We start from the raw sequence: 26,365 nt of genomic DNA on the forward strand, positions 1-26,365 counted from the left end.
GGCAACCTTAACGGCAACGATCGCGCCGCCGGCCTTCGCGACCGGCGGCGTTTCCCTTTTCAGCCGCCTTCGCCGTGCTTATGTGGGTGTCTTCCAAGACGCCGCTGATTCGATGACATCGCCGCGATACGGCGCTCCGACCCGAGGATTGATCCATGCTTCGCGATCCGCTCGAGACCTACAACAATCTCGTCCCGATGGTGGTCGAGCAGTCGAGCCGCGGCGAGCGCGCCTTCGACATCTATTCGCGCCTGCTGCGCGAGCGCATCATCTTCCTGACCGGCCCGGTCGAGGACTTCTCCGCCTCGCTGATCGTGGCCCAGCTCCTGTTCCTCGAGGCCGAGAACCCGAAGAAGGAGATTTCCTTCTACATCAACTCGCCCGGCGGGGTGGTGACGTCCGGCCTCTCGATCTACGACACGATGCAGCTGATCCGCTGCCCGGTGACGACGGTCTGCGTCGGGCAGGCGGCCTCGATGGGCTCGCTCCTCCTGACCGCCGGTGCCAAGGACATGCGCTTCGCCCTGCCGAACGCGCGCATCATGGTTCACCAGCCTTCCGGCGGCTATCAGGGCCAGGTGACCGACATCCTGATCCACGCCAAGGAGGTCGAGAGCCTCAAGCGGCGCCTGAACGAGATCTACGTCAAGCACACCGGCCGCTCCTACGAGGATATCCACGCCGCGCTGGAGCGCGACAATTTCATGACCGCCGAGCAGGCCCGCGAATTCGGCCTGATCGACAAGGTGATGGAGCGCCGCGCCGAGGCGGAAGGCTGATCGCCGCACTCGCGATCCTGTGGGTTGGCCCGGCGCGCCGGAGCCTCCATATTGTACGGAAGGCGGCCCCGTGTTTGCATGGAGCCGGGGGTGAGCGGACGGGTGCTCCATTCTGATCCGGCTTGGGCCGGCCCGCTTAGTCCGGATGTACCGGAGCGGGCCGTTAACCCAATCATCGTGATCTGAGCGCTTAAGTGTGACCGAGAGACGAAGGCCGTCCGCCCCGGCGGGCATGGCTCCCGGCTCCCGAACTGGAGATGGACGATGGCTAGCAAGCCCAGCGGCGATTCGAAGAGCACGCTCTACTGCTCTTTCTGCGGCAAGAGCCAACACGAGGTCCGCAAGCTCATCGCGGGGCCGACCGTGTTCATCTGCGATGAATGCGTCGAGCTGTGCATGGACATCATCCGCGAGGAATCGAAATCCGCGCTGGTGAAGTCGAAGGACGGCGTGCCGACGCCGAAGGAGATCCGCAAGGTCCTCGACGACTACGTCATCGGCCAGGAGCACGCCAAGAAGGTGCTCTCGGTCGCGGTGCACAACCATTACAAGCGCCTTTCGCATGCGACGAAGCAGAACGACATCGAGCTCGCCAAGTCGAACATCCTGCTGATCGGGCCGACGGGCTCGGGCAAGACGCTGCTGGCGCAGACGCTCGCCCGCATCCTCGACGTGCCCTTCACCATGGCCGACGCGACGACGCTGACGGAAGCCGGCTATGTCGGCGAGGATGTCGAGAACATCATCCTCAAGCTGCTCCAGGCCTCCGACTACAATGTCGAGCGGGCGCAGCGCGGCATCGTCTATATCGACGAGATCGACAAGATCAGCCGCAAGTCGGACAACCCCTCGATCACCCGCGACGTCTCGGGCGAGGGCGTCCAGCAGGCGCTGCTCAAGATCATGGAGGGCACCGTCGCCTCCGTGCCGCCGCAGGGCGGGCGCAAGCATCCGCAGCAGGAATTCCTGCAGGTCGACACCACGAACATCCTGTTCATCTGCGGCGGCGCCTTCGCCGGCCTCGACAAGATCATCTCGAGCCGCGGCAAGGGCACCTCGATCGGCTTCGGCGCCAAGGTCGAGGCGCCCGACGACCGCCGCATCGGCCAGATCTTCCGCCAGGTCGAGCCCGAGGATCTGCTGAAGTTCGGCCTGATCCCGGAATTCGTCGGCCGCCTGCCGGTGCTGGCGACGCTGGAGGACCTCGACGAGGCGGCGCTGAAGACGATTCTGACCGAGCCGAAGAACGCGCTGGTCAAGCAGTATCAGCGCCTGTTCGAGATGGAGGACACCCAGCTCACCTTCACCGACGAGGCGGTCAGCCTGATCGCCCGCAAGGCGATCGAGCGCAAGACCGGCGCGCGCGGCCTGCGTTCGATCATGGAGGGCATCCTGCTCGAGACCATGTACGAGCTGCCGGGCCTGGAAGGCGTCGACGAGGTGGTGATCGGCCCCGAGGCGGTGGAGAACAAGGCGCGCCCGCTCTTCATCTACGCCGAGCGCGAGGACGAGACCAAGACCGCCTCGGCCTGAGGGCGCACGGGTCTTGGAACCGCCCCTGTCGTTCCGGGGCGCGCCTCAAGGCGCGAACCCGGAACCCACGACTGGGTGGGCGGCCTGCACCCGGGTATGGAATGTCTCGCCCGGCCGTGGGTTCCGGGTTCCTCGCTACGCGAAGCCCAGGAATGACGGCCGCGCGGCTCAGCCTGCCGCGCTGAGCCGCTCGAAGCCGGCGGCGAGGTCGGCCTTCAGGTCCTCGATGTCCTCGAGCCCGATATGGATGCGGATCGTCGGTCCCTCGAAGCCAGGCGCCGTGGCGGTGCGGTAATCCCGGCAGTCGAAGGGCAGGACGAGGCTTTCATAGCCGCCCCACGAGGCGCCGATCCCGAACAGCGTCAGCCCGTCGAGCATCGCGCCGACCGCCTTCATCGAGGCCGGCTTCAGCTCGAAGGAGAAGAGCGAGGAGGCGCCGGTGAAATCGCGCTTCCAGATCGCATGCCCCGGCGCGCCTGGCAAAGCTGGGTGGAGGACGCGGGCAACCTCCGGCCGCTGCCTGAGCCATTCCGCCATGGCGATGCCGGCCGCCATCTGCTCCTTGAGGCGCAGCGCCATCGTGCGCATGCCGCGCAGCGTCAGGAACGCGTCCTCGGGCGCGACGATCAGGCCGAGCTGCTTCCAGGTGTCGCGCAGCGCCCTGAACAGCGCCGGCGTCCGGGCCGAGACGGTGCCGATCAGCACGTCCGAATGGGCGGCGTAGTATTTGGTCCCCGCCTGCACGGAAAGGTCGACGCCGAAGCCGTGGCTGTCGAAGAACAGCGGCGTCGCCCAGGTGTTGTCCATCCCCACCAGGATGCCGCGCTCATGCGCAGCGGTGACGATCGCCGGGATATCCTGCATCTCGAAGGTCTGGGAGCCCGGCGCCTCGGTCCAGACGGCCCTGGTGTTGGGCTTGAACAGCTTGGCGATGTCGCCGCCGATCAGCGGGTCGTAATACGTCGTCTCGACGCCCATACGCTTCAAGAGGCCGTCGCAGAAGATCCGCGTCGGCCGGTAGACGCTGTCCGTCACCAGGACGTGGTCGCCGGCCGAGAGCATGGCGAGGAAGGCGAGCGTGCAGGCCATCAGCCCGGAGGGCGTCGCGACGACGCCGGCGCCGCCCTCGATCGTGCCGGCGGCCGCGATCAGCGCGTCGAGCGTCGGGCTGCCATCCGTGCCGTAGCTGTAGCGCGCCTTGCGGGCCAGGAAGTCTTCCGTGTTCGGATAGACCACCGTCGAGCCTCGTACGATAGGCGGATTGACAAACCCGTAGCTATCGGCCGGGTCCCGCCCGGCCAGCACGAGGCGCGTGCGCGCGCCGAGGCGCTTAAACTCAGACGAGGTCGGCTTTTTCATGGAACGGCACGATGAGGAGTAGGAAAAACGTGGTCAGGCTTGACCTACTCTGACAAACTCGCATGTGATCCATGCAGAGAACAAGGGGCGCCGCAGGAAGGCGGCGGTTGCTTGACGCTCATGGGTCACTCTGGCAAGCGATTTTCAAGGACACGGGTACGCCGCGTGATCGCACGATGAACCGAGCGGTGAAAAACACCGCCGGCGGCGCGACCCGGGGACGACTTCCGGCTTAAGCCGGGCAACGGGTTCCAACGGGAGAGCATCGATGAAGAAGTTTCTGGCAGCCGCGCTGACGGCAGGGATCGGTCTGGCATTGTCCGTGACCGGCGCCTCGGCGCAGGCGACGCTTGGGCAGATCAAGCAGCGCGGCAACCTGATCTGCGGCTCGAATACCGGTCTCGCCGGCTTCGGCGTTCCGGACGCGCAGGGCAACTGGAAGGGGCTCGACGTCGATGTCTGCCGCGCCATCGCGGCGACGATCTTCAACGACCCCACCAAGGTGAAGTTCGTGCCCCTCTCGGCCAAGGACCGCTTCACCGCGCTCCAGTCGGGCGAGGTCGACGTCCTGGTGCGCAACTCGACCTGGACGATGACGCGCGACGCCTCGCTCGGCCTGCTCTTCACCGGCGTGAACTATTATGACGGCCAGGGCTTCCTGGTGCGCAAGAAGCTCGGCGTGAACTCGGCGCTGCAGCTCAACGGCGCCTCGGTCTGCACGCAGCAGGGCACCACGACCGAGCTCAACCTCGCCGACTATTTCCGCGCCAACAACCTGAAATACGAGGTCGTCGCCTTCGCCACCTCCGACGAGACGGTCAAGGCCTACGATGCCGGGCGCTGCGACGCCTTCACCACCGACGCCTCGGGCCTCTATGCCGAGCGCCTGAAGCTCGCCAACCCCGACGATCACATCGTCCTGCCGGAGATCATCTCCAAGGAGCCGCTCGGCCCTTCCGTCCGCAACAACGACCCGCAGTGGTTCAACCTGGTGAAATGGGTCGGCTTCGCCATGCTGAACGCCGAGGAGCTCGGCGTCACCCAGGCCAACGTCGAGGAGAAGCTCAAGTCGGATAATCCCGAGATCAAGCGCCTGCTCGGCACCGAGGGCAAGTTCGGCGAGCAGGTCGGCCTGACGCCGGACTGGGTGGTCCGCATCGTCAAGCATGTCGGCAATTACGGCGAGAGCTTCGAGCGCAATGTCGGCCAGGGCTCGCTGCTCAAGATCGCCCGCGGCCAGAACGCGCTCTGGACCAAGGGCGGCCTGCAATACGCGCCGCCGGTTCGCTGAAGCGGCATGCGGCGCGCGCGCAAGGCTTGAGCCGGCGCGCGCCCCGTATTCACCCATGCGCCCGGCGCGGCTTTTCTCGCCGCGCCGGGAGCCGGGTCTGTTTGCCGCCCTGGCCATGGCCCGGCGGGCTTGCGATCCGGCGGACGGGCCGGCCGCGCCGCGGAAGCCGTCGTCCTGCCTTTGAGACCGTCTTCGGGGCCGCCCGGCCGGGATGTGCCACCGACGATCGAATATGACCTGAATGCGCTGCGGGGTCGCTGGCGGGAAGCCTTGAGGCTTTAAGCCGATCCGCCGAAACCGGCCTGCCGGCCGGACGCCGACAGCAGAACCGCAAGCGTCGCACGGACTGACGAGACGACCACGGCGCAACCGCGGCGCCGCAGGATCGCCGGCCATCCCAAGCGCAGCGAAGAGGGCGTGACAGGTGTCGAGCATTCCCCACGAAACGACGTCCCCCGGCAAGGCTTCGTTGTTCTACGACCCGAAGATCCGGGGCTATGCCTATCAGATCGCCATGATCGCGATCGTCGGCTTCCTGGTCTGGTCGGCGGCGTCGAACGCGATCGAGAACCTCAGGGCGCAGAAGATCGCCTCGGGCTTCGGCTTCTGGCACAATGCGGCGGGCTTCGACGTCAACCAGAAGCTGATCCCGTTCTCGGCTTCGGGCGGCTCGACCTATGGCGACGCCTTCCTCGTCGGCCTTCTGAACACGCTCCTGGTCTCCGCGCTCGGCATCGTCTTCGCGACGATCCTGGGCTTCCTCGTCGGTGTCGCCAGGCTGTCGAACAACTGGGTGATCGCCAAGCTCGCGATGATCTATGTCGAGGGCATCCGCAACATCCCGCTGCTGCTCCAGCTCTTCATCTGGTACAACGCGGTGCTGAAGCCGCTGCCCAATCCGCGCGAGTCGATCGCGCTGCCCGCCGGCGCGCTGCTCAACAACCGCGGCCTTTATCTGCCCGATCCGCAACTGGGGCCGGGCGGCGGCCTGATCCTCTGGGCCTTCCTGATCGGCCTTGCCGCCACCTTCGTCTTCCGCGCCTGGGCGCGCCGGCAGCAGGAGGCCACCGGCCGGCAGTATCCGGTCGGCCTCGTCGCCTTTTGCCTGATCGCGGCCCTGCCGGCGCTGGTCTATGTCGCCACCGGCCGGCCGGTCTCCTTCGTCTATCCCGAGCTTGCCGGCTTCAACCTGCGCGGCGGCATCCAGATCTTCCCGGAGTTCGTGGCGCTGCTCATCGGCCTGAGCACCTATACGGCGGCCTTCATCGCCGAGGTGGTGCGCGCCGGCATCCTCGCCGTGTCGAAGGGGCAGAGCGAGGCGGCGCATGCGCTGGGCCTGCGCAACGGGCCGACGCTGAAGCTCGTCGTCATCCCGCAGGCGATGCGCGTCATCATCCCGCCCTTGACCTCGAACTATCTCAACCTCACCAAGAACTCGTCGCTGGCGGTGGTGATCGGCTATCCCGACCTCGTCCAGGTCTTCACCGGCACGGTCCTGAACCAGACCGGACAGGCGGTCGAGGTCGTGGCGATCACGATGGCGGTCTACCTGACGATCTCGCTGGTGACATCGCTCATCATGAACATCTACAACAAGCGCATGGCGCTGGTGGAACGGTGAGGGGCGCGCGATGACCGACGCAACGACCGAGAACGCCCCCTACGCCTTCGTCCGCAAGGAGACGCTGGAGCAGGAGCCGGCGCCGCTGTCGGTGGCCGGCCCCTTGGCCTGGGCGAGGGCGAACCTGTTCTCCAGCCCGCTCAACGCGTTTCTGACGCTCATCTGCGTCTGGCTCGTCATCGACACGGTTCCGGGGCTGGTCCGCTTCTATCTCATCGATGCGGTCTGGACCGGCGAGAACCGCGACGCCTGCCTCGCCGGCAAGGCCGGGCGCCCGGTCGGGGCCTGCTGGGCCTATGTCGCGGACCGGCTCCAGTACTTCATCTACGGCTCCTATCCGGTGGCGGAGCGCTGGCGGGTCAACATCGTCTTCGCGATGTTCGCGCTCGGCGTGTTCTGGCTGCTCTGGAGCAAGGCGCCGCTGAAGAAGATCGGCGCGTTCTTCTTCTTCGTCATCCTGCCGGCGAGCGCCTTCATCCTGCTGTTAGGGGGCGATCGGGCGGTGGGCTTCCTGCGCTTCCTGATCCTGGCGAGCTTCGCGCTCGCCGCGCTCTATATCGTGCTGTCCTTCGCGCCGAGGCTGATGCGGTTCTGGATCGGCGAGGGGCAGCTCGCGGTCGAGGAGGCCGCGCCGCCCTGGCTGCGCTTCTACCGGCCCAAGCGCCTGATCCTGATCGCGCTCGTCGTCTTCGGGGTTCTCGCGCTCCTCGACGACAGGATCGGGCTGCCGCGGGTCGATACCGGGCTTTGGGGCGGGATGACGGTGACGTTCCTGATCTCGGCGGTCGGCATCGTCTTCTCGCTGCCGCTGGGCGTGCTGCTCGCGCTGGGGCGCCGCTCGCGGCTGCCGGCGATCCAGCTCCTCTCGGTGATCTTCATCGAGTTCGTGCGCGGCGTGCCGCTGATCACCGTGCTGTTCATGGCCAACACCATGCTGCCGCTGTTCGTGCCGCAGGAATGGTCGCCGGACCGGCTGCTCCGGCCGCTGGTCGGCGTCGCGCTCTTCGCCGCCGCCTATATGGCGGAGGTGGTGCGCGGCGGCCTGCAGGCGATCCCGAAGGGCCAGTACGAGGGGGCGATGTCGCTGGGCCTCGGCTACTGGCAGATGATGCGGCTGATCATCCTGCCGCAGGCGCTCAGGATCGTGATCCCGGGCATCGTCAACACCTTCATCGGGCTGTTCAAGGATACGACGTTGGTCGCCATCGTCGGCATCTTCGACTTCCTGCGCACCATCGAGGCGACGCTGATCGACCCGACCTGGGCGACGCCGGTGACGCGGTCGACGGGCTATGCCTTCGCCGCGATTTTCTATTTCCTGTGCTGCTGGGGGATGTCACGCTATTCGATCGCGGTCGAGAAGCGCCTCGCCGCCGGCCAGAAACGCTGAGAGGACGATGACCATGGCAATGGCAGATATCGGGACGGCCGGGACGCGACCGGCGGCGCTGAAGCCGACCTCGCTCAACACCGAGACGGCGGTGGAGATGATCGGCGTCAACAAGTGGTACGGCGAGTTCCACGTGCTGCGCGACATCAACCTCAAGGTCGGGCGTGGCGAGAAGCTCGTCATCTGCGGGCCGTCGGGCTCCGGCAAGTCGACGATGATCCGCTGCATCAACCGGCTGGAGGAGCACCAGAAGGGCCAGATCATCGTCGACGGCACGGAGCTCACCAACGACCTGAAGAAGATCGACGAGATCCGCCGCGATGTCGGCATGGTCTTCCAGCATTTCAACCTGTTCCCGCATCTGACCATCCTCGACAACCTGACGCTCGCGCCGATCTGGGTGAAGAAGATGCCCAAGCGGGACGCCGAGGAGATCGCGATGCACTATCTCAAGCGCGTCAAGATTCCGGAGCAGGCGGCGAAATATCCAGGCCAGCTTTCGGGCGGCCAGCAGCAGCGCGTGGCGATCGCCCGTTCCTTGTGCATGAGCCCGAAGATCATGCTGTTCGACGAGCCGACCTCGGCGCTCGATCCGGAAATGGTCAAGGAGGTGCTCGACACCATGGTCTCGCTGGCCGACGAGGGCATGACCATGCTCTGCGTCACGCACGAGATGGGCTTCGCCCGGCAGGTCGCCGACCGGGTGATCTTCATGGACGCCGGCCAGATCGTCGAGATGAACACGCCGGACGAATTCTTCAAGAACCCGCAGCACGAGCGCACTAAGCTCTTCCTCTCCCAGATCCTGCACTGAGAGGTCCCGACGTCCGCCGCGAACAGGCCTGCTCCGGCAACGGGGCAGGCTTGATCCGTCAGGTACGAACGTCCCATCGCGACCGGGCTGGTATGAGCGCGGCGGCGCCGATCGAATCCCAGGCCGCCGACGGGCTCCTCCATGAACGCAGAATCCGCTTCGAACAGGCAGGCCAGCGCGATCCGAGGCTCGCCCGGCGAGGTCTTTGGCGCATTCCTCAAGCTCGGTTGCACCGCGTTCGGCGGCCCGGTGGCGCATCTCGGCTATTTCCGCGACGAGTTCGTGCTGAAACGCCGCTGGATCGACGAAGCCGGGTATGGCGATCTCCTGGCTCTCTGCCAGTTCCTTCCCGGGCCGGCATCGAGCCAGCTCGGCTTTGTGCTCGGCGTCCTGCGCGGCGGCGGGCTTCCTGGCGGGCTGGCGGCCTGGGCAGGCTTCACGCTGCCGTCGGCGCTTGTTCTGTTCGCCTTCGCGGCAGGTTCGGCCGCGCTCGGCGGCCCGCTCGCGGCGGGTTTGCTGCATGGGCTCAAGCTCGTCGCCGTGGCCGTCGTCGCACACGCCTTGTGGGGAATGGCGCGCGCTCTGACGCCGGACAGGCAGCGCGCGGCGATCGCGCTGTTTGCCGTCGCGATCTCGGTGTTCGTCGCCGGCGCGCCGAGCCAGATCCTGGCCATCGCCGTTGGGGCCCTTGCCGGGCTTCGGCTCTGCCGGGGCGCGCCCGCGGCTGTCGGGGAGACATTGGGTTTTCCGGTGTCGCGCCGTGCCGCCGTCACCGCGCTTACGATCTTTGTCCTGCTGCTGGTCTTGCCGCCGATCGCGGCCTCGATCGCGGGGGCCCATGGCATCGCTCTCTTCGATGGCTTCTACCGCTCGGGGGCCATGGTCTTCGGCGGCGGACATGTCGTCCTGCCGCTGCTGCAAGCCGAGACGGTCGCTAAAGGGTGGGTGGAGAGCGAGACCTTCCTCGCCGGCTACGCTCTTGCGCAGGCGATACCCGGCCCGCTCTTCACCTTTGCAGCCTATCTCGGAGCGGCGATGACATTGCCGCCCTCGGGAGCCGTCGGCGCGGCGATCGCGCTCGTCGCGATCTTCCTTCCGGGTCTGTTGCTCGTCTATGGCTCGCTGCCGTTCTGGGATTCCTTGCGGACGAAGGCCGCGGCGCAAGCGGCGATGCGGGGAGCCAATGCCGCGGTGGTCGGGATTCTCGGGGCCGCTCTCTACAGCCCGGTCTGGACCAGCGCCGTCCTCACGCCGCGCGACTTCCTCGTCGCGCTGGCCGGATTTCTCCTCCTCGCGGTCTGGAAGGCGCCGTCCTGGCTGGTCGTGGTGATCCTTGCAGCCACAGGCGCGGGCTTCGCCCTCGTTCCGTAGGGCGTTGTGCGAGCCAAGGACAAGCGCCGCCGGCCGGGAATTTCGCTCTTGACCTTGCCATTGTTGGAAGCCCCATCTTGAGGGCCGTGACATCGAAACCAAGGAGCCATCTCATGGAACTCAGGATCGAAGGCATGTCCTGCGGCGGCTGCGCCAAGTCCGTCACCAAGGCGATCCAGTCGGTCGATTCCGCGGCCAGGGTCGAGGCCAACCCCGCCGAACGCTCGGTCAGGGTCGAAACGAGCGCCGCACAGGCCGCCATCTTGCGGGTTCTCGAACAGGCCGGCTACCCGGCGACCGTGAGCTGATCCGGAGGTCGCGGATCGGCGCTTGACTCGTTTTCAAAAACTAACATATGAATACTTATTCATGTGTTTTAGGTTAGCCGAAACGAGCAGCCATGACCCCGTCCTCACGCCATCATGCCGGTCACGAGGGGCACGACCACTCCGGCCATAATCACGATCACGGCGATCACGACCATTCGCACGCTCCTGCCGTGACCGCGGACAACGAGCGCAAGATTCTCGTGTCGTTCGTGCTGATCTTCTTGTTCATGATCGTCGAGGCGGTCGGCGGCGTCATGTCCGGCTCATTGGCCCTGCTGGCCGATGCGGGCCACATGCTGACCGACGCCATCGCGCTCGGCCTCGCCTATATCGCCTTCCGGCTCGGGCGCCGGGCGGCCGACAGCCGGCGAAGCTTCGGCTATGCCCGCTTCGAGGTCATCGCCGGCTTCGTCAACGCCTTGACGCTGTTCGGCATCGTCGGCTGGATCGTCTACGAAGCCGTCGAGCGGTTTCTCGAACCCCGGCCGATCCTGGTCGGATCGATGTTCGTCGTGGCCAGCGTCGGCATGGTGGTGAACCTCTTCGTGCTCTGGTACCTGACGCGCGGCGACTCCGAGCACGTCAATATCAAGGGGGCCGTGCTTCACGTCATGGGCGACCTGCTGGGTTCGGTCGGCGCGATCGTCGCGGCCATCGTGATCTGGTATACGGGCTGGACCCCGATCGACCCGATCCTGTCGGTGTTCGTCTCGCTCCTGATCCTGCGCAGCGCCTGGGGCCTGCTGAAGAAGACCCTGCACATCCTCCTCGAAGGCGCGCCCGCCAACGCGGAAGCCGACAAGATCGCCGCCCATTTGAAGGGGACGGTCGAAGGCGTGCAGAACATCCACCATGTTCATGTCTGGTCGATCACCTCCGGCCGCGTGCTTGCGACGCTCCAGCTCCAGCCGAAAGCCGATGCCGACCTCGCCGCGGTGGTCAGGCGAGCCGAACGGGAGCTGAAGGAGCGTTTCGGCATCGAGCATCCGACCATCGGCATCGACTGGGATGGCGTCAGCCGCTGCAGCCTGGAGCGAGCCGCCCCGGTGCCGGCGCACCATGGCCACGCGCACTGAGGGGGAGCCAGCGGACATGGGAGAAAAGGCCGGCTCATCGTCAAAAGCGAAAACGCTGTCGCCGCAGGACCTGATCATCCTCTCCGAGACCTTTCGCCTGCTGGGTGACCCCAGCAGGCTGAAGATCCTGCTTCATTGCTCGGAAGGGTCGAAATCGGTCTCCGAGATCGCGGAGGAGCTCGAGCTTTCGCAGTCGCTCGTCAGCCATCATCTGCGCCTGCTGCGCGGTGCGAGGCTGGTGCGGGGCACGCGCCGGTCCAAGAACGTGTTCTACGAGATCGCCGACGATCATGTCAGCGACATGCTCCGCGACATGATCAGCCATATCGGGGAAGAGAACTCCCAGGGCTCGTTCGCGTGAACGGATTCCCCGATCAGTCGCCCCTCGTCGGCCAGCGGCGGGGCCATGCCCCGGTGCCGCTGGCCGATCCGGTCTTCAAAGAAGGTTTTCCTCCTTGAGCGCGGCCTGCACCCTCGGCCGCGCCCGCACACGCTCACGCAGCTTCAGCGCCTTCGGATAGGCGGCGAGATCGAGCTTCAGCCCGATGCCCCAGCCGACGACCACCGAAGCATAGGCATCCGGCTGCGTGAACTCGGCACCGAGCCAATAAGCCTGATTGTCCGGAAGCATGGCTTCGAGCTGGCCCATGCGCCGGTGGATGTTGGCGATGGCGCCGGGTTTGGCCTCTTCCGTCAGGGTCGGCGAGAACAGGGCGCCGACCGCGGAATGCAGGTCGGAGCAGAAACCGAGCGCCTCCTGCAGGCGGGCGCGTTCCAGCGAGCCATAGGCGGGCTTGAAAGCCGCGACGGACGAGTGGTCGCCGATATATTGCAGGATCGCCGCATTCTGCGTGATCACCACCCCCGGCTCGACTTCGAGCGCCGGCACCGCGCCGCGGGGATTGACCGTCAGATAATCGGCCCCGCTCCCGGTCTTCTTCGTCTTCAGGTCGACGGCTTCCAGCGTATAGGCAAGCCCGGCTTCACTCAGGACGATGTGCGGCGCAAGCGAGCAGGCGCCGGCTTTGTAATACAGCTTCACGGAAATCTCCTATCGACCTGCGACTAAGAGAATCATTCATACCGCATATGCAGCGCAAGGCGAGCTTGCAGAGCTGAAATGACGGCGGGAATCCTCGACCGGCGGCAGGCGCTGCTGGCGGGCGCCGCCATGCTGGCCGGTTCCCGGCTCGTGGGATGTCCTGATCCCGCCGGGCAGGACGGCGACGCATATCGCGACGGCCGGCGACACCGTCGAATACTACTGCCGGTTCCATCCCAATATGAAAGGCCGCACCAGGGGCACGCGCCGAGACCGTCGCGGGAGAGGCTTTTCTGCCTGAGGCGCGGCTCTCGCTTCAATATGGCGCGTCCTCGCGACACGGCTTCGGATGCTCCGGGTCCTGTCATGATCATGGGGCCGGCTGACGACAGCGGGATAGCTGGTCTCTCAGTGCGAAGCCTGCGAGACCAGCACCGGCTTGTCCCGGTAGAGTTGCGGGAAGACGCGCTTCAGGTTCTCGACCTTCGGGATGTCGTTGATCGCGATATAGGGATGTGTCGGATATCGCGTCAGGAAATCCTGATGATAGGCTTCGGCCGGATAGAAGGCGCGGTCCGGCTCGATCCTGGTCACGATCGCGGCGTCGTAGACGCGGGCCCGGTTGAGCTGGGCGATATAGGCTTTGGCGACGCGGGCCTGCTCGGCATCGGCCGGAAAGATCGCAGAGCGGTATTGCGGGCCGACATCCGGCCCTTGCCGGTTGAGCTGCGTCGGATCGTGGACGACCGAGAAATAGATCTGGAGCAGCTTGGCATAGCTGATCTTGCGCGGGTCGTAGGTGACCTTGACGGCTTCGGCGTGGCCGGTCCGGCCGGTGCCGACCTGCTCGTATTCGGCCGTGCCCTGCTCGCCGCCGGCATAGCCGGAGACGGCGCTGCTTACGCCCTCGACATGCTGGAACACGCCCTGGACGCCCCAGAAGCAGCCGCCGGCGAGGATTGCCGTCTTCGCCGCGTCGCCGGCTGCGGCGGGCTCGTCGACCGCGGGGGCGGGAATGATGCGCGCTTCTTCCGCGGCCGCCAGCGGCGACAGCTTCAAGGCGATCCAGCCGAGCGCGAGGGCGCCGCCGCCCAGCAGGAAACGGCGGCTGAGGTTGCGGCGGGGGCGGGTGTTCCTGACGGACATGGCGAAAGCTCCGTGATCAACCGAAGGTGAAGGCATAGGCCTGGGCGCCGGCATCGAGAAATCGGATCTCGAAGCTGCGGTCCTTGACCGGGCCGCCTTGCCGGATGAGCTGGTAGAGGCGCTGGCCGGTGACGGTGCCGTTGCCGTCCGCGTCGATGTCGACGCCGTGATCGGGGCCGGGAGCGGCCCCGTCGATGGTGACGCGGAAGCGGATCGGCGCGCCCTCCGCGCCCGGACCCAGCACGAGATGCAGGTCGCGGGCATGGAAGCGATAGGCGATGGCGCCGTCGGCCGCGTCGAGCGCGGCATGCTCTTTCCCGATCGTCCATTGGCCGGAGAGGCCCCATTCGTTGAGGCGCGGCATGCCGGGCTCATAGCGCTGGCTCGCATCCTCGACGGCCCCGCCCGGCGAGACGAAGTTCTCGGCCCGCTCATAGCCGAGATAGGTTTCGGGCGAGCGGACATCCGCCTCGTCCGAGGCCATCTCGGCGCCCGATGCGGTGACAGAGACGGTTCCGGTCGCGACGTCCTTGCGTCCCGCTTCGGCGAGAAGCTGCTGGATCACCTTTTCCGATTGCTCGTAGCCGCCTTCGCCGAAATGGTGATGGCGGATGCGGCCCTGCGCATCGATGAAGTAATGCGCCGGCCAGTAGCGGTTCGCGAAGGCGCGCCAGATGGCATAGTCGTTGTCGATCGCCAGGGGATAGCCGATCTTCAGCCCGGCGGCGGCCTGCTTCACATTGTCGATCCGCTTCTCGAAGGCGAATTCCGGCGTATGCACGCCGATGACGACGAGGCCCTGGTCCTTGTACTTCTCCGCCCAGGCCCGGACGTAAGGGATGGCGCGCAGGCAGTTGATGCAGGAGTAGGTCCAGAAATCGACCAGCACGACCTTGCCCTTGAGCGCCTCACTGCTCAGCGGCGGAGAGTTCAGCCATGTGACGGCGCCGGCAAGCGAGGGCAGGGCGCCTTCGACCGGCAGTGCGGTATCCGCGCCGGCAGGCTTGGCCGCCATCATCGCGGGGTTCGCGCTCATCATGGCGGGGTTGGCGCCGGTCATGGCCGCGCTCCCGCTCATCATCGCGGGTGCCGGCGGCGGCGTTGCGGCGGTGTCGAAACGGTCGAGCAGGCGTTGTTCGAGCGCGTTCGTGCCGGCCAGCGAGAGTTGCGTCAGGACGCCGGTGTCGAGCCCGAGCGCGATCGCCCCCACGGCGGCGAGCACCGCGACACCCCCAGTGCGGCGCAGCCATTCGCCGGCGCCGAGCGAGCGCTTCATCAGGGCGAACACCTTCCCGCCGGCCAGCAGCGCCACGGCGAGCGAGGTCGCCGCGCCCGCCGCATAGGCGAGCAGCAGCAGCGAGGTGCCGATATTGGCGCCCTGGAGAGCCGCCCCGGTCAGGATCAGGCCGAGAATCGGCCCGGCGCAGGGCGCCCAGAGCAGCCCGGTCGCGATGCCGAGCAGGAGCGAGGGCAGGATCGCGCCCGCGCCGCCGCCATGCCGCTCGGCTGCTTCGGTGAGCCGCCCGCCCAGCGCGACGAGCGGCCGTGCGACCCGGTTCGCCAGGGCCGGGAGCAGCAGGGCGAGGCCGAACAGGGCAAGCAGCGCCATCGCGGCGATCCGGCCGTACTGGTTGGCCTCGACGGCCCAATGGCCGCCGACCGCCGCGAGCGTCGCGACGCCGGCGAAGGCCGCCGCCATGCCGATGAGCATCGGCAGCGTGCCGCGCAGGAAGGGCTGTCCGGCCCGCGCGAAGACGAAGGGCAGGACCGGCAGGATGCAGGGGCTGACGATGGTCAGCACACCGCCGAGATAGGCGAGCAGAAGCAGGGTCATCGGTCTTTCGTTCAGGCGGCCAGCGGCTTGAAGGTCATCGCCAGCCCGTTCATGCAGTAGCGCAGCCCGGTCGGCTTCGGTCCGTCGTCGAAGACATGGCCGAGATGGCCGCCGCAGCGGCTGCAATGGACGGCGACGCGCACCATGCCGAACGAGGTATCGCGCTCGGTGCCGACCGCGGTGTCGGCGATCGGCGCCCAGAAGCTCGGCCAGCCGGTGCCGCTCTCGAATTTGGTCGCGGAGGAGAACAGCTCCTGGTCGCAGCCGGCGCAGGCGAAGCTGCCGCGGCGCTTCTCCCTGTCGAGCGGGCTGGTGAAGGGTGGCTCGGTCGCGCTCTCGCGCAGCACGGCATATTGCTCGGGCGAGAGCCGCTTGCGCCACTCGTCGTCGGTGAATTTGACCGCGAAAGCCTCCGCGGCCATGGCCGCGCGCGGATGCCATGCCAAACCGACACCGGCCGCGCCGGCCGCCACTGCTCCCAGAACAGACCGCCTCGTGATCATCGTCGCCACCTTCGAAGGGCCATGCGGCCACCGCGGTCGCATCGAGGGGCTATTCTGATCGCAGTATTCGTCCGGGAACAGCGCTGGTCGCGGCGTTTTGATGAGGCGACCCCAGGCTGCAAGCGGGAAAACTCACGAAACCGACAGGACTGTTCGATAGTGCGCCCGGCTCGGCTGCGCCATACCCTCGCATCGACAATCGAAGCGGGAGGGAATGAGCGTGAGGAAAGCGGATGGAAGCGCCGGCGATGCCGATTACGGGCGGATCGGTGCCGGATACAGCCGTTTCCGGCAGCCCGAGCCGGCGATCGCGCGCCTGATCGAGCAGGCGCTGGGCGACGCCCGGACCGTGCTGAATGTCGGTGCCGGCGCGGGCTCCTACGAGCCGGCGGGCAGGCAGGTCACGCCGGTGGAGCCTTCCGCCGCCATGCGCGCTGAGCGCCCGGCCGATCTTCCGGTCGCCGTCGACGCTGCGGCCGAAGAGCTCCCTTTTGCCGACCGAAGCTTCGATGCGGCCATGGCAAGCTTCACGATCCATCAATGGCGCGACCTCGAGCGCGGGCTGGGCGAGATGCGGCGCGTCACGCGCGGGCCGGTCGTGATCCTGTCCTGCGATCCGGAGCGCGTGTCGGAATTCTGGCTGAACGACTACGCTCCCGACGTCCTCGCCAACGACCCCGGCGCTCTCAACCGCGTCATGGGACACGGCCTCGGACGCATGGTCTTCCAGTTCCGCAGCTTCGTCATGGGTGCGTGGGCGCGACACCTCATGCACAACATCCACATGCGAGACTGGGAGACGGCCACCACCTTCCTCTTGACGGGGCTGGGCGGTGTGCTGACGCACATCGCGTACAGCCACTACCGCTACGCGTCGGACCCACGCCGGGAGGAGAAGCTGGACAGGGCGCTGTCGTGGCAAGGCCTGCTAGCTGGCGGCTTCCAGCGGACGAGTTGGTCCTCGTTCGTCCCCACGGCGGCGGACAGCGTTCTAGCGCTCGCCGGCCAAGACCCCGTCTTCGGCTTCCGCATGAGCGGGCAGGCCAGCAACTTCCTAACGGGCAACCCGACCTTCAGCCTAGTGATGACGTGCAGAAGGCTCTCGGGACCGTGGGCGGGAACCTCCTGTCCAGCGACAACAACCTGTCGCAGCAGGACGTGCGGAACGTCGCCAAGGCGTTCCCGTGGGGCAACTGGGTGCCGTTCATCCACCTGATGAACACGATGACCCGAGAGCTGCCTGAGTACGATAAGCGACCACGCCGAGAGGCGCCTGAGAGGGCTTTCTAAGGTGAACCTCAGGGGGAGACTTCGGGCAACCGGGGCCTCCCCCTGTTTTTGCTTCGCCGCGCCCCGGTTCACGCCCGGCCGCGCTGGCCCACCAGTCGGTTAGCTTTCGCTATTCTGCTGAAGGCGGCGCGCAGGCGTCAGCGAATAGCCGCCCGAAGTCCGTCAGTTGAACAGCGGAATTGCGCTTCACCCCGATTTGGGCATTTCCCCGCATCAAGGGGGCCTGATCGGTCACCGGCCACTCAGCGAGACCGAGCGACGTCAGATGCAGGACATATAGCTGGAACTGCTGCGGCAGAGACAGCTCGCTCTCGGGAATGTTGTGCTCAAGTATCTGTCTGTTTTCAAACTTCCGGTTAGCCGCGTCCCAATCCAATTTATCGGTGATAAGGATGGTTTTCGTTCGAAGAGATCGAAGTATGAGCGCTTCGTCTGGGCTCAGCTGAGACACTATCTGCACGAAGGCCGGGTGAACGAGACCAACCTTGTCGCGGTCTACGGCCTTCGTTAGGAGTTCTTCGAACGCGCGCCATAGTTCGGAGCCCTCTTCCAGAAAATGCATCTGAGCCAGAGCCGGGCCAGCGATCTGTGGTGGAGCCTCGATCCTTCGCTCCTCGGGAACCCGCTCGCCAACCCTCTTCAGCATATTTTCCAGACGGTCCTGAAAATGGGCCGCAATCTGCAACGGCGCCAACATCAGGCGCGCCGTCTTCACCGTATCCTCGCCGAGGCGGCCTACCTGCTTGGCTGCCGGTGCTAGTGCGTCATCGTATATTTTCTCGCCCGGTAGCACCTTAGCCAAGCTCTCAAACCAATCGGGCATGCGTCACCTCTCGTGGCTCGACTCAGTCTCGGATGAGAACTCAATCTAACCACACATTCAGCACGGCCTCGATCCGTGGGCAGCGGCTGGAGGCTTCGCCCAAGAACGGGGCCACCCATCGGGATACCCAAATGGGCTACCGCTGGGCTACCAGAGAAATTCTTGATGCTCGTAAGCGCTTGAATTCATTGCACTTTATTGCGCCACCAAAGGGTGGCTGGGGGACTAGGATTCGAACCTAGACAACCAGAGTCAGAGTCTGGGGTCCTACCGTTAGACGATCCCCCAACGGCAGGGGCGCTTCAAGGGCCGTACCGCGTTGGTGAGCCGGGGTCTAATCAATGCGGTCCGGCTTGGCAAGAGCCGAATTCAGCGCCGATGCGAAACCCGCCGGGGCTCGCCTGTTTTTCCGCGCGGGGCTAGGCGGTGCGCCCGCCGCATGCCAATCATGGGCCGCCCGACCGGGGACGCTCGCCTGCTCCCCGCTACCCACGCCTTCGATCCGGTCCGATACGCCATGGCTCCCACCCTTTCCGCCCTTGCCGACGATCTCGCCGCGGGACGGACGAGCGCGCTTCACCTCGTGCGCGAGGCGCTCGCCAGGATCGACGCCCCGGACGGAGAGGGACGGCGGACCTTCCTCAAGGTCCATCGCGAGGCCGCGCTCGCCGCCGCCGAGGCGATGGACCGCCTGCGGGCGGCGGGGCTTCAGCCGTCGCCCTTCGCCGGCATCCCGATCTCGGTCAAGGATCTGTTCGACCTCGCCGGCGAGCCGACGACGGCGGGCTCGACCGTGCTGGCGGATGCGGCCCCGGCCGAGCGCGACGCGCCCGCCATCGCCCGGCTGCGGCGGGCCGGCTTCATCGTGATCGGCCGCACCAACATGACCGAGTTCGCCTTCTCCGGCCTCGGGCTCAACCCGCATTACGGCACGCCGGCCGCGCCTTATCAGCGGGCGACGACGCGCCGGATCCCGGGCGGCTCCTCATCGGGCGCCGCGGTGTCGGTCACTGAGGGCATGGCCTTCGCCGGCATCGGTTCCGACACCGGCGGCTCCTGCCGCATCCCGGCCGCCTTCTGCGGGATCGTCGGCTACAAGCCGACGGCCGCGAGCGTGCCGCGCGAGGGCGCTTTCCCCCTGTCGCAGACGCTCGATTCGATCGGGCCCCTGGCCAACAGCGTGGAATGCTGCCGCATCCTGCACGAGATCATGAGCGGGGCCGCGCTGCCGCAGGCGGGGCCGGCGAACCTGAAGGGCCTGCGCATCGCCGTGCCGCAGACGCTCGTGCTGGACGGGCTCGACCGGCATGTGGCGGCAAGCTTCGAGCGGGCGCTGGAGCGGCTCGCCCAGGCCGGCGCGGCCGTCTCCGAGGAGCCTTTCACGCGCTTCGCCGAGGTCGCGCGCATGAATGCCAAGGGCGGCCTTCCCCCTGCCGAGGCCTACGCCCATCACCGCGAGCTGATCGAGGCCAGGGGCGAGGGCTACGATCCACGGGTCAAGGCGCGCATCCTGCGTGGCCGCAACCAGGATTGCGCCGACTACATCCGGCTCGTCCAGGAGCGCACGGCCTTCGTCGCGGCGATGCGCGACGAGGTCTCGGCTTTCGACGCGCTGGCGATGCCGACGGTACCGGTGATCGCGCCGACGATCGCGGAATGCGATGCCGACGACGAGGCTTACACCCGCATCAACCTGCTGGTATTGCGCAATCCGGCCCTCATCAACGTGATGGACGGCTGCGCGATCTCGCTGCCGATGCAGCGCGCCGGCGAGGCGCCGGCCGGGCTGACCCTGGCCCGGGCCGGCGGCGGCGACGCGGCGCTGTTTGCGATCGCCATGGCGGCTGAGGCGGCGCTCGCCGCCGGCTGAGCCGCGCCCGTTCCATTTGTCTGGAGACTAGTCGACCATGAATCAGAATGATGCCGCCGCGCTTTCCGTCTGGGTTGCGCTCGAGAGCCCGACCAGCGACCCCGCCGGGGTCAACGGCATGATGGATCTCGTCGAAAAGGAGGTCGCCGGGCTGCCGATCGCGGTCGAGCGCATTCCCGGGCGCGACGGGCTCGGGGACATGCTCTTGCTGCGCGCCGGGCCCGACAATGGCGAGCCGGCGGTCGCGGTGATGTCGCATCTCGACACGGTGCATCCGCTCGGCACCAGCGCCAAGGGGCTGCCGGTCCGGATCGAGGGCGACCGGCTCTACGGCCCCGGCGTCTACGACATGAAGGGCGGCGCCTGGCTTGCCCTGCAGGCCTTCAAGCAGGTCGCGGTCGCGGGCACGGCCGGGCGCCCGATGGTCTTCCTGTTCACGCCGGACGAGGAGATCGGCTCGCCGGTGAGCCGCGGGCTGATCGAGGAGATCGGGCGCAAGGCCAAGGCGGTGCTCGTCACCGAGCCGGCGCGCGACGGCGGCCGGGTCGTCACCGCGCGCAAGGGCGTCGGCCGTTTCGAGGTCAGGGTGGAAGGCCGCCCCGCCCATGCCGGCTCGCGCCATGCCGACGGGCGCAACGCCATCCGCGAGGCGGCGCACCAGATCCTCGCCATCGAGGGCATGACCGACTATGCGCGCGGCATCACCACCAGCGTCGCGCTGGTCGGCGGCGGCACGGCGGCCAACGTCATCCCCCAGCATGCCTGGTTCAGCGTCGATTGCCGCGTCACTACGCTCGCCGACGGCGCGATGATGGAGAAGCGTATCCTCGGGCTGAAGCCGCACGACCCCGATGTGAGCTTGCGCATCACCGGCCGGATGAACCGCCCGCCCTATGAGAAGACGCCGGCGGTGGCCGAGCTGTTCGCGCTGGCGCGCAAGGTCGCGGCGGAGATCGGCTTCGAACTGCAGGACTGCCCGATGACGGGCGGCGGCTCGGACGGCAATTTCACCGCGGCGCTGGGCACGCCGACGCTCGACGGGCTCGGCATCGACGGCGACGGCGCGCATACCTTGCAGGAATACGGGCTGATCTCCTCGATCGCGCCGCGCCGGGCGTTGATCAAGGGCCTGCTGGAGGCGCTGTGAGGGGCGGCGCGCTCAGGCGTCCGGCGCGCCCATGCCGCCGGCGGCCAGGAATTTCTCCAGCCAGTGGATGTTGTAGTCGCCGTTGATGATGTCGGGGTTGCGCACCAGCGTGCGGAACAGCGGCAGCGTCGTATCGACGCCGTCGACCACGAACTCGTCGAGCGAGCGGCGTAGCCGCATCAGGCATTCGTCGCGGTTGCGGCCATGGACGATCAGCTTGCCGACGAGCGAATCGTAATGCGGCGGGATCGCATAGCCCTGATAGGCGGCGGAATCGACGCGCACGCCAAGCCCGCCCGGCGTATGGAACGAGGTGATACGGCCGGGCGAGGGGCGGAAGGTCGCCGGGTGCTCGGCGTTCACCCGGCATTCGATGGCATGGCCGTCGATGACGATGTCGGACTGCTTGAGCGAGAGCGGCGCGCCCGCGGCGATGCGGATCTGCTCGTTGACGAGGTCGATCCCGGTGATCATCTCGGTCACCGGATGCTCGACCTGGATGCGGGTGTTCATCTCGATGAAGTAGAATTCGCCGTCCTCGTAGAGGAACTCGATCGTGCCGGCGCCGAGATAGCCGAGCTCGGCCATCGCCCTGGCGCAGATTTCGCCGATCCTGTCGCGCTCGCCGGCGTTGAGGGCGGGCGAGGGGCCTTCCTCCCAGACTTTCTGGTGGCGCCGTTGCAGCGAGCAGTCGCGCTCGCCGAGATGGATGGCGTTGCCGCGGCCGTCGCCGAGCACCTGGATCTCGATATGCCGCGGCTTCTCGAGATATTTCTCGATATAGACGGCATCGTCGCCGAAATTGGCTTTGGCCTCGCTGCGGGCGGTGGCGAGCAGGACGGGAAGCTCCTCCTCGTCGCGGACCACCTTCATGCCCTTGCCGCCGCCGCCGGCCGCGGCCTTGATGATCACCGGCAGGCCGATCTCGCGGGCGATGCGCAGGGCTTCGGCCTCGTCGCTGACGCCGCCCTCGGAGCCGGGCACGCAGGGGATGCCGAGGCGCTTGGCGGTGCGCTTGGCCTCGATTTTGTCGCCCATGCTGCGGATATGCTCGGGCTTGGGACCGATGAAGGCGATCTGGTGCCGCTCCAGGATCTCGGCGAAGCGGGCGTTCTCGGAGAGGAAGCCGTAGCCGGGATGGACCGCGTCCGCCCCGGTGATCTCGCAGGCGGCGATCAGCGCCGGGATGTTGAGATAGCTCTCGCGGGCGGGCGGGGGGCCGATGCAGACGCTCTCGTCGGCGAGGCGCACATGCATGGCGTTGGCGTCGGCGGTGGAGTGCACCGCGACGGTGGCGATGCCGAGCTCCTTGGCGGCGCGCAGCACGCGCAGCGCGATCTCTCCACGGTTGGCGATCAGGATCTTGTCGAACATCTTGAAACCCGATCCCGGCGCCGCGCTCACTCGATCACCAGGAGCGGCTCGCCATATTCGACCGGCTGGCCGTCCTCGACCAGGATGGCCGTAACCTTGCCGGCGCGCGGGGCGACGATGTCGTTGAAGGTCTTCATCGCCTCGACGAGCAGGATGCGCTCGCCCTGCTTCACCAGGCTGCCGACCTCGACGAAGGGCTTTGCTTCCGGCGAGGGGCGGCGATAGGCGGTGCCGACCATGGGCGAGGGCACGGCGCCGGGATGGGCGGCGGGCTTCGCCTCGGCGGGGGCGGGCGCTGCCGCGGCCGGCGGCGCGGCGAGCGGCGCGGCGGCGGGCACCTGGACGGTCGCCGTGATGCTGCGGGCGACGCGGACGCGCAGATCGCCCTTCTCGACCTCGATCTCTGTGAGATCGGTCTCGTTCAAAAGCTCGGCGAGTTCGCGGACGAGGTCGGGGTCGATCGGGCTCTTGGTCGCCATGGCGGTGTCACCGTCTTCTTCTCAAATCGCGGATGGGAGGGGCGGCCGTGCCGTCCTCCCGTTCAATCAGATGTCAGGCGGCTGTCCGCGCCCGCTTCTCCATGAGCGGCACGATGGCGTCGAAAGCCAGCTCATAGCTCGCGACGCCGAAGCCGCAGATCACGCCGACGCAGACCGGCGCCATGTAGGAATGGTGCCGGAAGTCCTCGCGCGCATGCACGTTCGAGATATGGACCTCGATCGCCAGCGCGTCGACGCCCTTGATCGCGTCGCGCAGCGCCACCGAGGTATGGGTATAGGCCCCGGCATTGATGATGATGCCGGCGCCGCCAAGCCCGGCCTCCTGGACGAAGCTCACGAGCTCGCCCTCGGAATTGGTCTGGCGGAAGGTGAGGGCGACGCCGGCTGCCTCGGCCTTGCGGCTGAGCCGCTCCTCGACGCCGGCGAGCGTGACCGCGCCGTAGGTCGCGGGCTCGCGGGTTCCGAGCAGGTTGAGATTGGGTCCGTTCAGGACGTGGACGGCGACCATGGAGGGTGTTGATTCCGGCGCCGCGCGCGGGCGGCATAAGCCGCCCTCATAAACGTTGCGGGCCGGCAGGGGAAGCCTGAAGCGTCCGGGCCAGTTCCGTCGCGGCTCAGCCGGCGCAGTCGGTCTTGCCGCAGCGGCGCACGGAGTCGATCTTCTGCCTGAGCGCCGCCTGGCCGACCGCGCCGAAGACGATCTCGTCGCCGATGATGAAGGCGGGCGTGCCGGTGAGGCCGAGGCGGTCGCCGAGCGCCATGGTGTCCTCGATCGCGGCCATGGTGGCGGGTGCCTTCACGTCCTTCTTGATCTGTTCGACATCGGCGCCGGCCTCCTTGGCGATCTCGAGCGCCTTGGCCGCGTTCACCTTGCCCTTCACGCCCATCAGCTTGTTGTGGAAGTCGAAATATTTCTGGCCCTGGAGCTGGTTCTTGGCGGCGACGGCGATGCGGCTCGCCTCGACCGAATCGGGGCCGAGGATCGGAAAGTCCTTGAGCACGACGCGCAGCTTCGGATCGGCCTTGGTGAGCGCGGTGACGTCCTCCATCGCCCTTTTGCAGAAGCCGCAATTGTAATCCATGAACTCGACGAGGGTGACGTCGCCATCGGGATTGCCGATGACCACCGATGTCGCCGGATCGGTGATGCGGGCCTTCTCGGCCGCGACCGCGCCGCGCTGGGCATCGGCCTGGGCGAGCGTGTTGCGCCGCTCCAGCTCGATCAGCGCATCCTGGATGATCTCGGGGTTCTTAAGGAGCGTCTCGCGGACGAGGTCGGTCACTGCCTTGCGCTGCTCGGGCGAGAGCGGCTGGCCTTGCGCCATGGCCGGGGCGGCCGAGGTCGCGAGCCAGAGGCCGAGCACCAGCGCGGCCGGCCGCAGGCAGGCGCGCGCCAGGCCGGTGAGGGTCGGGAAAGCCATCTCGTCATCCTTCTCAAAGCGGCCGCCGACGAAGCGGCGTGTTCAGGCGCGAGCTTGTGGGTCTTCGGCGGGTGAAGGTCAAATCACAGCTCTGCCAGCGGTTGCGGGAGACAGCCGGCTCGGCTACGCGAACCCGCCTCCTCATGAAACCGGACGAGCCGATGCCGCAGCCCCTCATCATGCCCGCTCTGGCGAAGCGCGCCGAGCGCGTCGCCCCCTTCATCGTCATGGACGTGATGAACCAGGCGGCGGCGATCGAGCGCCGCGGCGGTTCGGTCGTGCATATGGAGGTCGGCCAGCCCTCGGCGCCGACGCCGGCCTCGATTCGCGCCGCCGCGGCGCGTGCGCTGGAGCATGGCCGGATCGGATACACGCAGGCGCTCGGCACGGATTCGCTCAGGGCTCGCATCGCGCGCCATTATCAGGACACTCATGGCGTCGCGGTGGCGGCCGAGCGCGTGGTGGTGACGACCGGTTCGTCGGGCGGCTTCATCCTGGCCTTCCTCGCCTGCTTCGAGCCCGGCGCGCGGATCGCGATCACGGCGCCGGGCTATCCGGCCTATCGCAACATCCTGATCGCGCTGGGGCTCGAGCCGGTGGCGATCGAGGTCGGCCCCGAAACACGCTTCGCCCTGACGCCGGAGCTGATCGAGCGCGCCCATCGCGAGAAACCGCTGGCGGGCGTGCTGACCATGAGCCCGGCCAATCCGACCGGCGTGGTGATGGCGCCCGGCGCGATCGCCGATGTCGCCGCCTGCTGCCGCAGGCTTAGGCTCTGGTACATCTCCGACGAGATCTATCACGGGCTGACCTACGAGACCCCGGCGACGACGGCGCTTGCCGCCGATCCCGAGGCGATCATCGTCAACTCCTTTTCCAAATATTACTGCATGACCGGCTGGCGGGTCGGCTGGCTCGTGGTGCCGCCGCGGCTGGTGCGCACGATCGAGCGCCTGCAGCAGAACTTCTCGATCTCGGTGCCCTATCTCAGCCAGGTGGCGGGTGAGGCGGCCTTCGACGCGACCGTGGAATGCGAGGCGATCAAGGCGGGTTACGCGCGAAACCGCGCCTTCCTGCTGAAGGCGCTGCCCGAGATCGGGCTTGGCGATTTCCTCCCCGTGGACGGCGCCTTCTATATCTATCTCGACATCGGCAGGCATTCGAACGATTCGATGGCCTTCTGCCGTGCCGTGCTGGAGGAGGCCGGGGTCGCGATCACGCCCGGCCTCGATTTCGACGAGGCGCGCGGGAGCCGCACGATCAGGCTCTCCTTCGCCGGTTCGCTCAGCGAATGCGAGGAGGCGGTGGCGCGGATCGGCGGCTGGCTGAAGAAGCGCTGAAGCGGGCTCCAAGCGGTGTGGATACCTGCCATACGGCGGTGATGCCGACCGGGAGTGATCCGGCAACTGTCCACATCACCTACAGCAGGAAGAACAGGCCGAATCCGACGAGCGCCAGAACGCCGCCGACGAGGCCGGCGAGGCGGGCCGTATTGGCCAGCGAGAGGCGCTCCGAGACGCGGCCGGTCCGCTCGGCGTGACCCTGGCCGGCCTCGCTGCGATATTGCCCGGCATAGAGATCGGGCGTCATCTGGTGGCCGACCGGCCGGTTGCCTTCAAGCTCGATCCGGACCGAGAGGAACGACACCAGGAGGCCCAGAAGCCCGACGCCGAACCAGCCGACCGCGCTCCAGGCGAGATAGGAAAGCCCGGCCAACCCGATGGCCGCCAGGGCGATCATGACCATGCGCTCGGGATTGCGCGGCGGCGGCATCGGTTCCTTTCCCCGGATGGCCGCGATCCTGACCGGTTTGCTGGTTCGTGAAAAGCATAAAGCCCGCTGCGGATCGCAG

General features: G+C 67.2%; 25 protein-coding genes and 1 tRNA gene. 14 read left to right on the forward strand and 12 right to left on the reverse strand.

Going from position 1 to position 26,365, the window contains the following annotated elements; genetic code table 11:
• Positions 1 to 155 precede the first annotated feature (155 nt).
• Together M9917_RS18380 and clpX are read left to right on the forward strand one after the other, a co-directional pair.
• Positions 156 to 779, forward strand: coding sequence for an ATP-dependent Clp protease proteolytic subunit (locus M9917_RS18380; RefSeq protein ID WP_297256101.1), 624 nt, complete (start codon positions 156 to 158; stop codon positions 777 to 779).
• A gap of 264 nt (positions 780 to 1,043) precedes the next feature.
• Positions 1,044 to 2,312, forward strand: a complete 1,269-nt coding sequence (gene clpX, locus M9917_RS18385) for an ATP-dependent Clp protease ATP-binding subunit ClpX (protein ID WP_297256103.1) — start codon at positions 1,044 to 1,046, stop codon at positions 2,310 to 2,312.
• A 168-nt stretch (positions 2,313 to 2,480) separates the two neighbouring features.
• Here clpX and metC read toward each other — a convergent pair whose 3' ends face one another.
• A complete protein-coding gene (gene metC, locus M9917_RS18390) occupies positions 2,481 to 3,671 on the reverse strand; it encodes a cystathionine beta-lyase (protein WP_297256105.1) in 1,191 nt (396 codons plus the stop codon).
• A 268-nt stretch (positions 3,672 to 3,939) separates the two neighbouring features.
• Between metC and M9917_RS18395 the strand changes: the two genes are divergently transcribed.
• The 8 genes from M9917_RS18395 (at position 3,940) to M9917_RS18430 (ending at position 11,924) form a co-directional block, all read left to right on the forward strand.
• Positions 3,940 to 4,962, forward strand: coding sequence for an amino acid ABC transporter substrate-binding protein (locus M9917_RS18395; protein WP_297256107.1), 1,023 nt, complete (start codon positions 3,940 to 3,942; stop codon positions 4,960 to 4,962).
• 433 nt (positions 4,963 to 5,395) lie between these two features.
• Complete coding sequence (locus M9917_RS18400) at positions 5,396 to 6,583, forward strand: amino acid ABC transporter permease (RefSeq protein WP_465246401.1); 1,188 nt, start codon at positions 5,396 to 5,398, stop codon at positions 6,581 to 6,583.
• Between the two features lie 10 nt (positions 6,584 to 6,593).
• On the forward strand, positions 6,594 to 7,973 hold the full coding sequence (locus tag M9917_RS18405) for an amino acid ABC transporter permease (protein ID WP_297256110.1): 1,380 nt from the start codon (positions 6,594 to 6,596) through the stop codon (positions 7,971 to 7,973).
• A gap of 97 nt (positions 7,974 to 8,070) precedes the next feature.
• The gene (locus M9917_RS18410) at positions 8,071 to 8,787 is read left to right on the forward strand and encodes an amino acid ABC transporter ATP-binding protein (RefSeq protein WP_465246402.1); all 717 of its coding nucleotides are present in this window, start codon (positions 8,071 to 8,073) and stop codon (positions 8,785 to 8,787) included.
• A 141-nt stretch (positions 8,788 to 8,928) separates the two neighbouring features.
• On the forward strand, positions 8,929 to 10,158 hold the full coding sequence (gene chrA / locus M9917_RS18415) for a chromate efflux transporter (protein ID WP_297256112.1): 1,230 nt from the start codon (positions 8,929 to 8,931) through the stop codon (positions 10,156 to 10,158).
• Between the two features lie 113 nt (positions 10,159 to 10,271).
• Complete coding sequence (locus M9917_RS18420) at positions 10,272 to 10,466, forward strand: heavy-metal-associated domain-containing protein (RefSeq protein ID WP_297256114.1); 195 nt, start codon at positions 10,272 to 10,274, stop codon at positions 10,464 to 10,466.
• 92 nt (positions 10,467 to 10,558) lie between these two features.
• On the forward strand, positions 10,559 to 11,563 hold the full coding sequence (locus M9917_RS18425; protein ID WP_297256116.1) for a cation diffusion facilitator family transporter: 1,005 nt from the start codon (positions 10,559 to 10,561) through the stop codon (positions 11,561 to 11,563).
• A gap of 16 nt (positions 11,564 to 11,579) precedes the next feature.
• Positions 11,580 to 11,924 (forward strand): ArsR/SmtB family transcription factor, encoded by a 345-nt coding sequence (locus M9917_RS18430; protein WP_297256118.1) that lies wholly within the window; start codon positions 11,580 to 11,582, stop codon positions 11,922 to 11,924.
• 75 nt (positions 11,925 to 11,999) lie between these two features.
• On the opposite strand, the gene gst is transcribed toward M9917_RS18430, so the two are convergent.
• The 4 genes from gst to msrB form a co-directional block, all read right to left on the reverse strand.
• Entirely contained in the window at positions 12,000 to 12,605 is a 606-nt protein-coding gene (gene gst / locus M9917_RS18435) for a glutathione transferase (protein ID WP_297256120.1), read from the reverse strand.
• A gap of 408 nt (positions 12,606 to 13,013) precedes the next feature.
• Positions 13,014 to 13,751, reverse strand: a complete 738-nt coding sequence (gene msrA, locus M9917_RS18440; RefSeq protein ID WP_297256122.1) for a peptide-methionine (S)-S-oxide reductase MsrA — start codon at positions 13,749 to 13,751, stop codon at positions 13,014 to 13,016.
• Between the two features lie 16 nt (positions 13,752 to 13,767).
• Positions 13,768 to 15,585 carry a cytochrome c biogenesis protein DipZ gene (locus M9917_RS18445; protein WP_297256124.1) on the reverse strand — a complete coding sequence of 606 codons (1,818 nt, stop codon included), beginning with the start codon at positions 15,583 to 15,585 and terminating at the stop codon, positions 13,768 to 13,770.
• A gap of 11 nt (positions 15,586 to 15,596) precedes the next feature.
• On the reverse strand, positions 15,597 to 16,088 hold the full coding sequence (msrB, locus tag M9917_RS18450) for a peptide-methionine (R)-S-oxide reductase MsrB (protein WP_297256126.1): 492 nt from the start codon (positions 16,086 to 16,088) through the stop codon (positions 15,597 to 15,599).
• Positions 16,089 to 16,302: 214 nt separating this feature from the next.
• Here msrB and M9917_RS18455 point away from each other — a divergent pair, with 214 nt between their 5' ends.
• Entirely contained in the window at positions 16,303 to 17,304 is a 1,002-nt protein-coding gene (locus M9917_RS18455; RefSeq protein WP_297256128.1) for a class I SAM-dependent methyltransferase, read from the forward strand.
• A gap of 183 nt (positions 17,305 to 17,487) precedes the next feature.
• Here M9917_RS18455 and M9917_RS18460 read toward each other — a convergent pair whose 3' ends face one another.
• A complete protein-coding gene (locus M9917_RS18460) occupies positions 17,488 to 18,201 on the reverse strand; it encodes a DUF4393 domain-containing protein (protein ID WP_297256130.1) in 714 nt (237 codons plus the stop codon).
• 214 nt (positions 18,202 to 18,415) lie between these two features.
• Positions 18,416 to 18,489, reverse strand: a tRNA-Gln gene (locus tag M9917_RS18465).
• A 229-nt stretch (positions 18,490 to 18,718) separates the two neighbouring features.
• Here M9917_RS18465 and M9917_RS18470 point away from each other — a divergent pair.
• Both M9917_RS18470 and M9917_RS18475 read left to right on the forward strand, forming a co-directional pair.
• A complete protein-coding gene (locus M9917_RS18470; RefSeq protein WP_297256132.1) occupies positions 18,719 to 20,071 on the forward strand; it encodes an amidase in 1,353 nt (450 codons plus the stop codon).
• 37 nt (positions 20,072 to 20,108) lie between these two features.
• Complete coding sequence (locus tag M9917_RS18475) at positions 20,109 to 21,218, forward strand: M20 family metallopeptidase (protein WP_297256134.1); 1,110 nt, start codon at positions 20,109 to 20,111, stop codon at positions 21,216 to 21,218.
• A 12-nt stretch (positions 21,219 to 21,230) separates the two neighbouring features.
• Here the strand turns inward: M9917_RS18475 and accC are convergent, their stop codons facing one another.
• The 4 genes from accC to M9917_RS18495 all read right to left on the reverse strand — a co-directional run bounded on the left by accC (position 21,231) and on the right by M9917_RS18495 (position 24,513).
• Positions 21,231 to 22,592, reverse strand: a complete 1,362-nt coding sequence (gene accC / locus M9917_RS18480) for an acetyl-CoA carboxylase biotin carboxylase subunit (protein ID WP_297256136.1) — start codon at positions 22,590 to 22,592, stop codon at positions 21,231 to 21,233.
• Positions 22,593 to 22,618: 26 nt separating this feature from the next.
• Positions 22,619 to 23,071 (reverse strand): acetyl-CoA carboxylase biotin carboxyl carrier protein, encoded by a 453-nt coding sequence (gene accB / locus M9917_RS18485; protein WP_297256138.1) that lies wholly within the window; start codon positions 23,069 to 23,071, stop codon positions 22,619 to 22,621.
• Between the two features lie 73 nt (positions 23,072 to 23,144).
• Positions 23,145 to 23,600, reverse strand: a complete 456-nt coding sequence (aroQ, locus tag M9917_RS18490; protein WP_297256139.1) for a type II 3-dehydroquinate dehydratase — start codon at positions 23,598 to 23,600, stop codon at positions 23,145 to 23,147.
• 106 nt (positions 23,601 to 23,706) lie between these two features.
• Positions 23,707 to 24,513 carry a DsbA family protein gene (locus M9917_RS18495; protein ID WP_297256141.1) on the reverse strand — a complete coding sequence of 269 codons (807 nt, stop codon included), beginning with the start codon at positions 24,511 to 24,513 and terminating at the stop codon, positions 23,707 to 23,709.
• Between the two features lie 161 nt (positions 24,514 to 24,674).
• Between M9917_RS18495 and M9917_RS18500 the strand changes: the two genes are divergently transcribed.
• Positions 24,675 to 25,853: an aminotransferase class I/II-fold pyridoxal phosphate-dependent enzyme gene (locus M9917_RS18500; RefSeq protein WP_297256143.1), complete on the forward strand. Its 1,179-nt coding sequence runs from the start codon at positions 24,675 to 24,677 to the stop codon at positions 25,851 to 25,853.
• A gap of 79 nt (positions 25,854 to 25,932) precedes the next feature.
• Here the strand turns inward: M9917_RS18500 and M9917_RS18505 are convergent, their stop codons facing one another.
• Positions 25,933 to 26,286 (reverse strand): hypothetical protein, encoded by a 354-nt coding sequence (locus tag M9917_RS18505; RefSeq protein ID WP_297256145.1) that lies wholly within the window; start codon positions 26,284 to 26,286, stop codon positions 25,933 to 25,935.
• Positions 26,287 to 26,365: the final 79 nt, after the last annotated feature.

Source organism: Bosea sp. (in: a-proteobacteria) (assembly GCF_023953965.1).
Classification (GTDB): Bacteria; Pseudomonadota; Alphaproteobacteria; order Rhizobiales; family Beijerinckiaceae; genus Allobosea.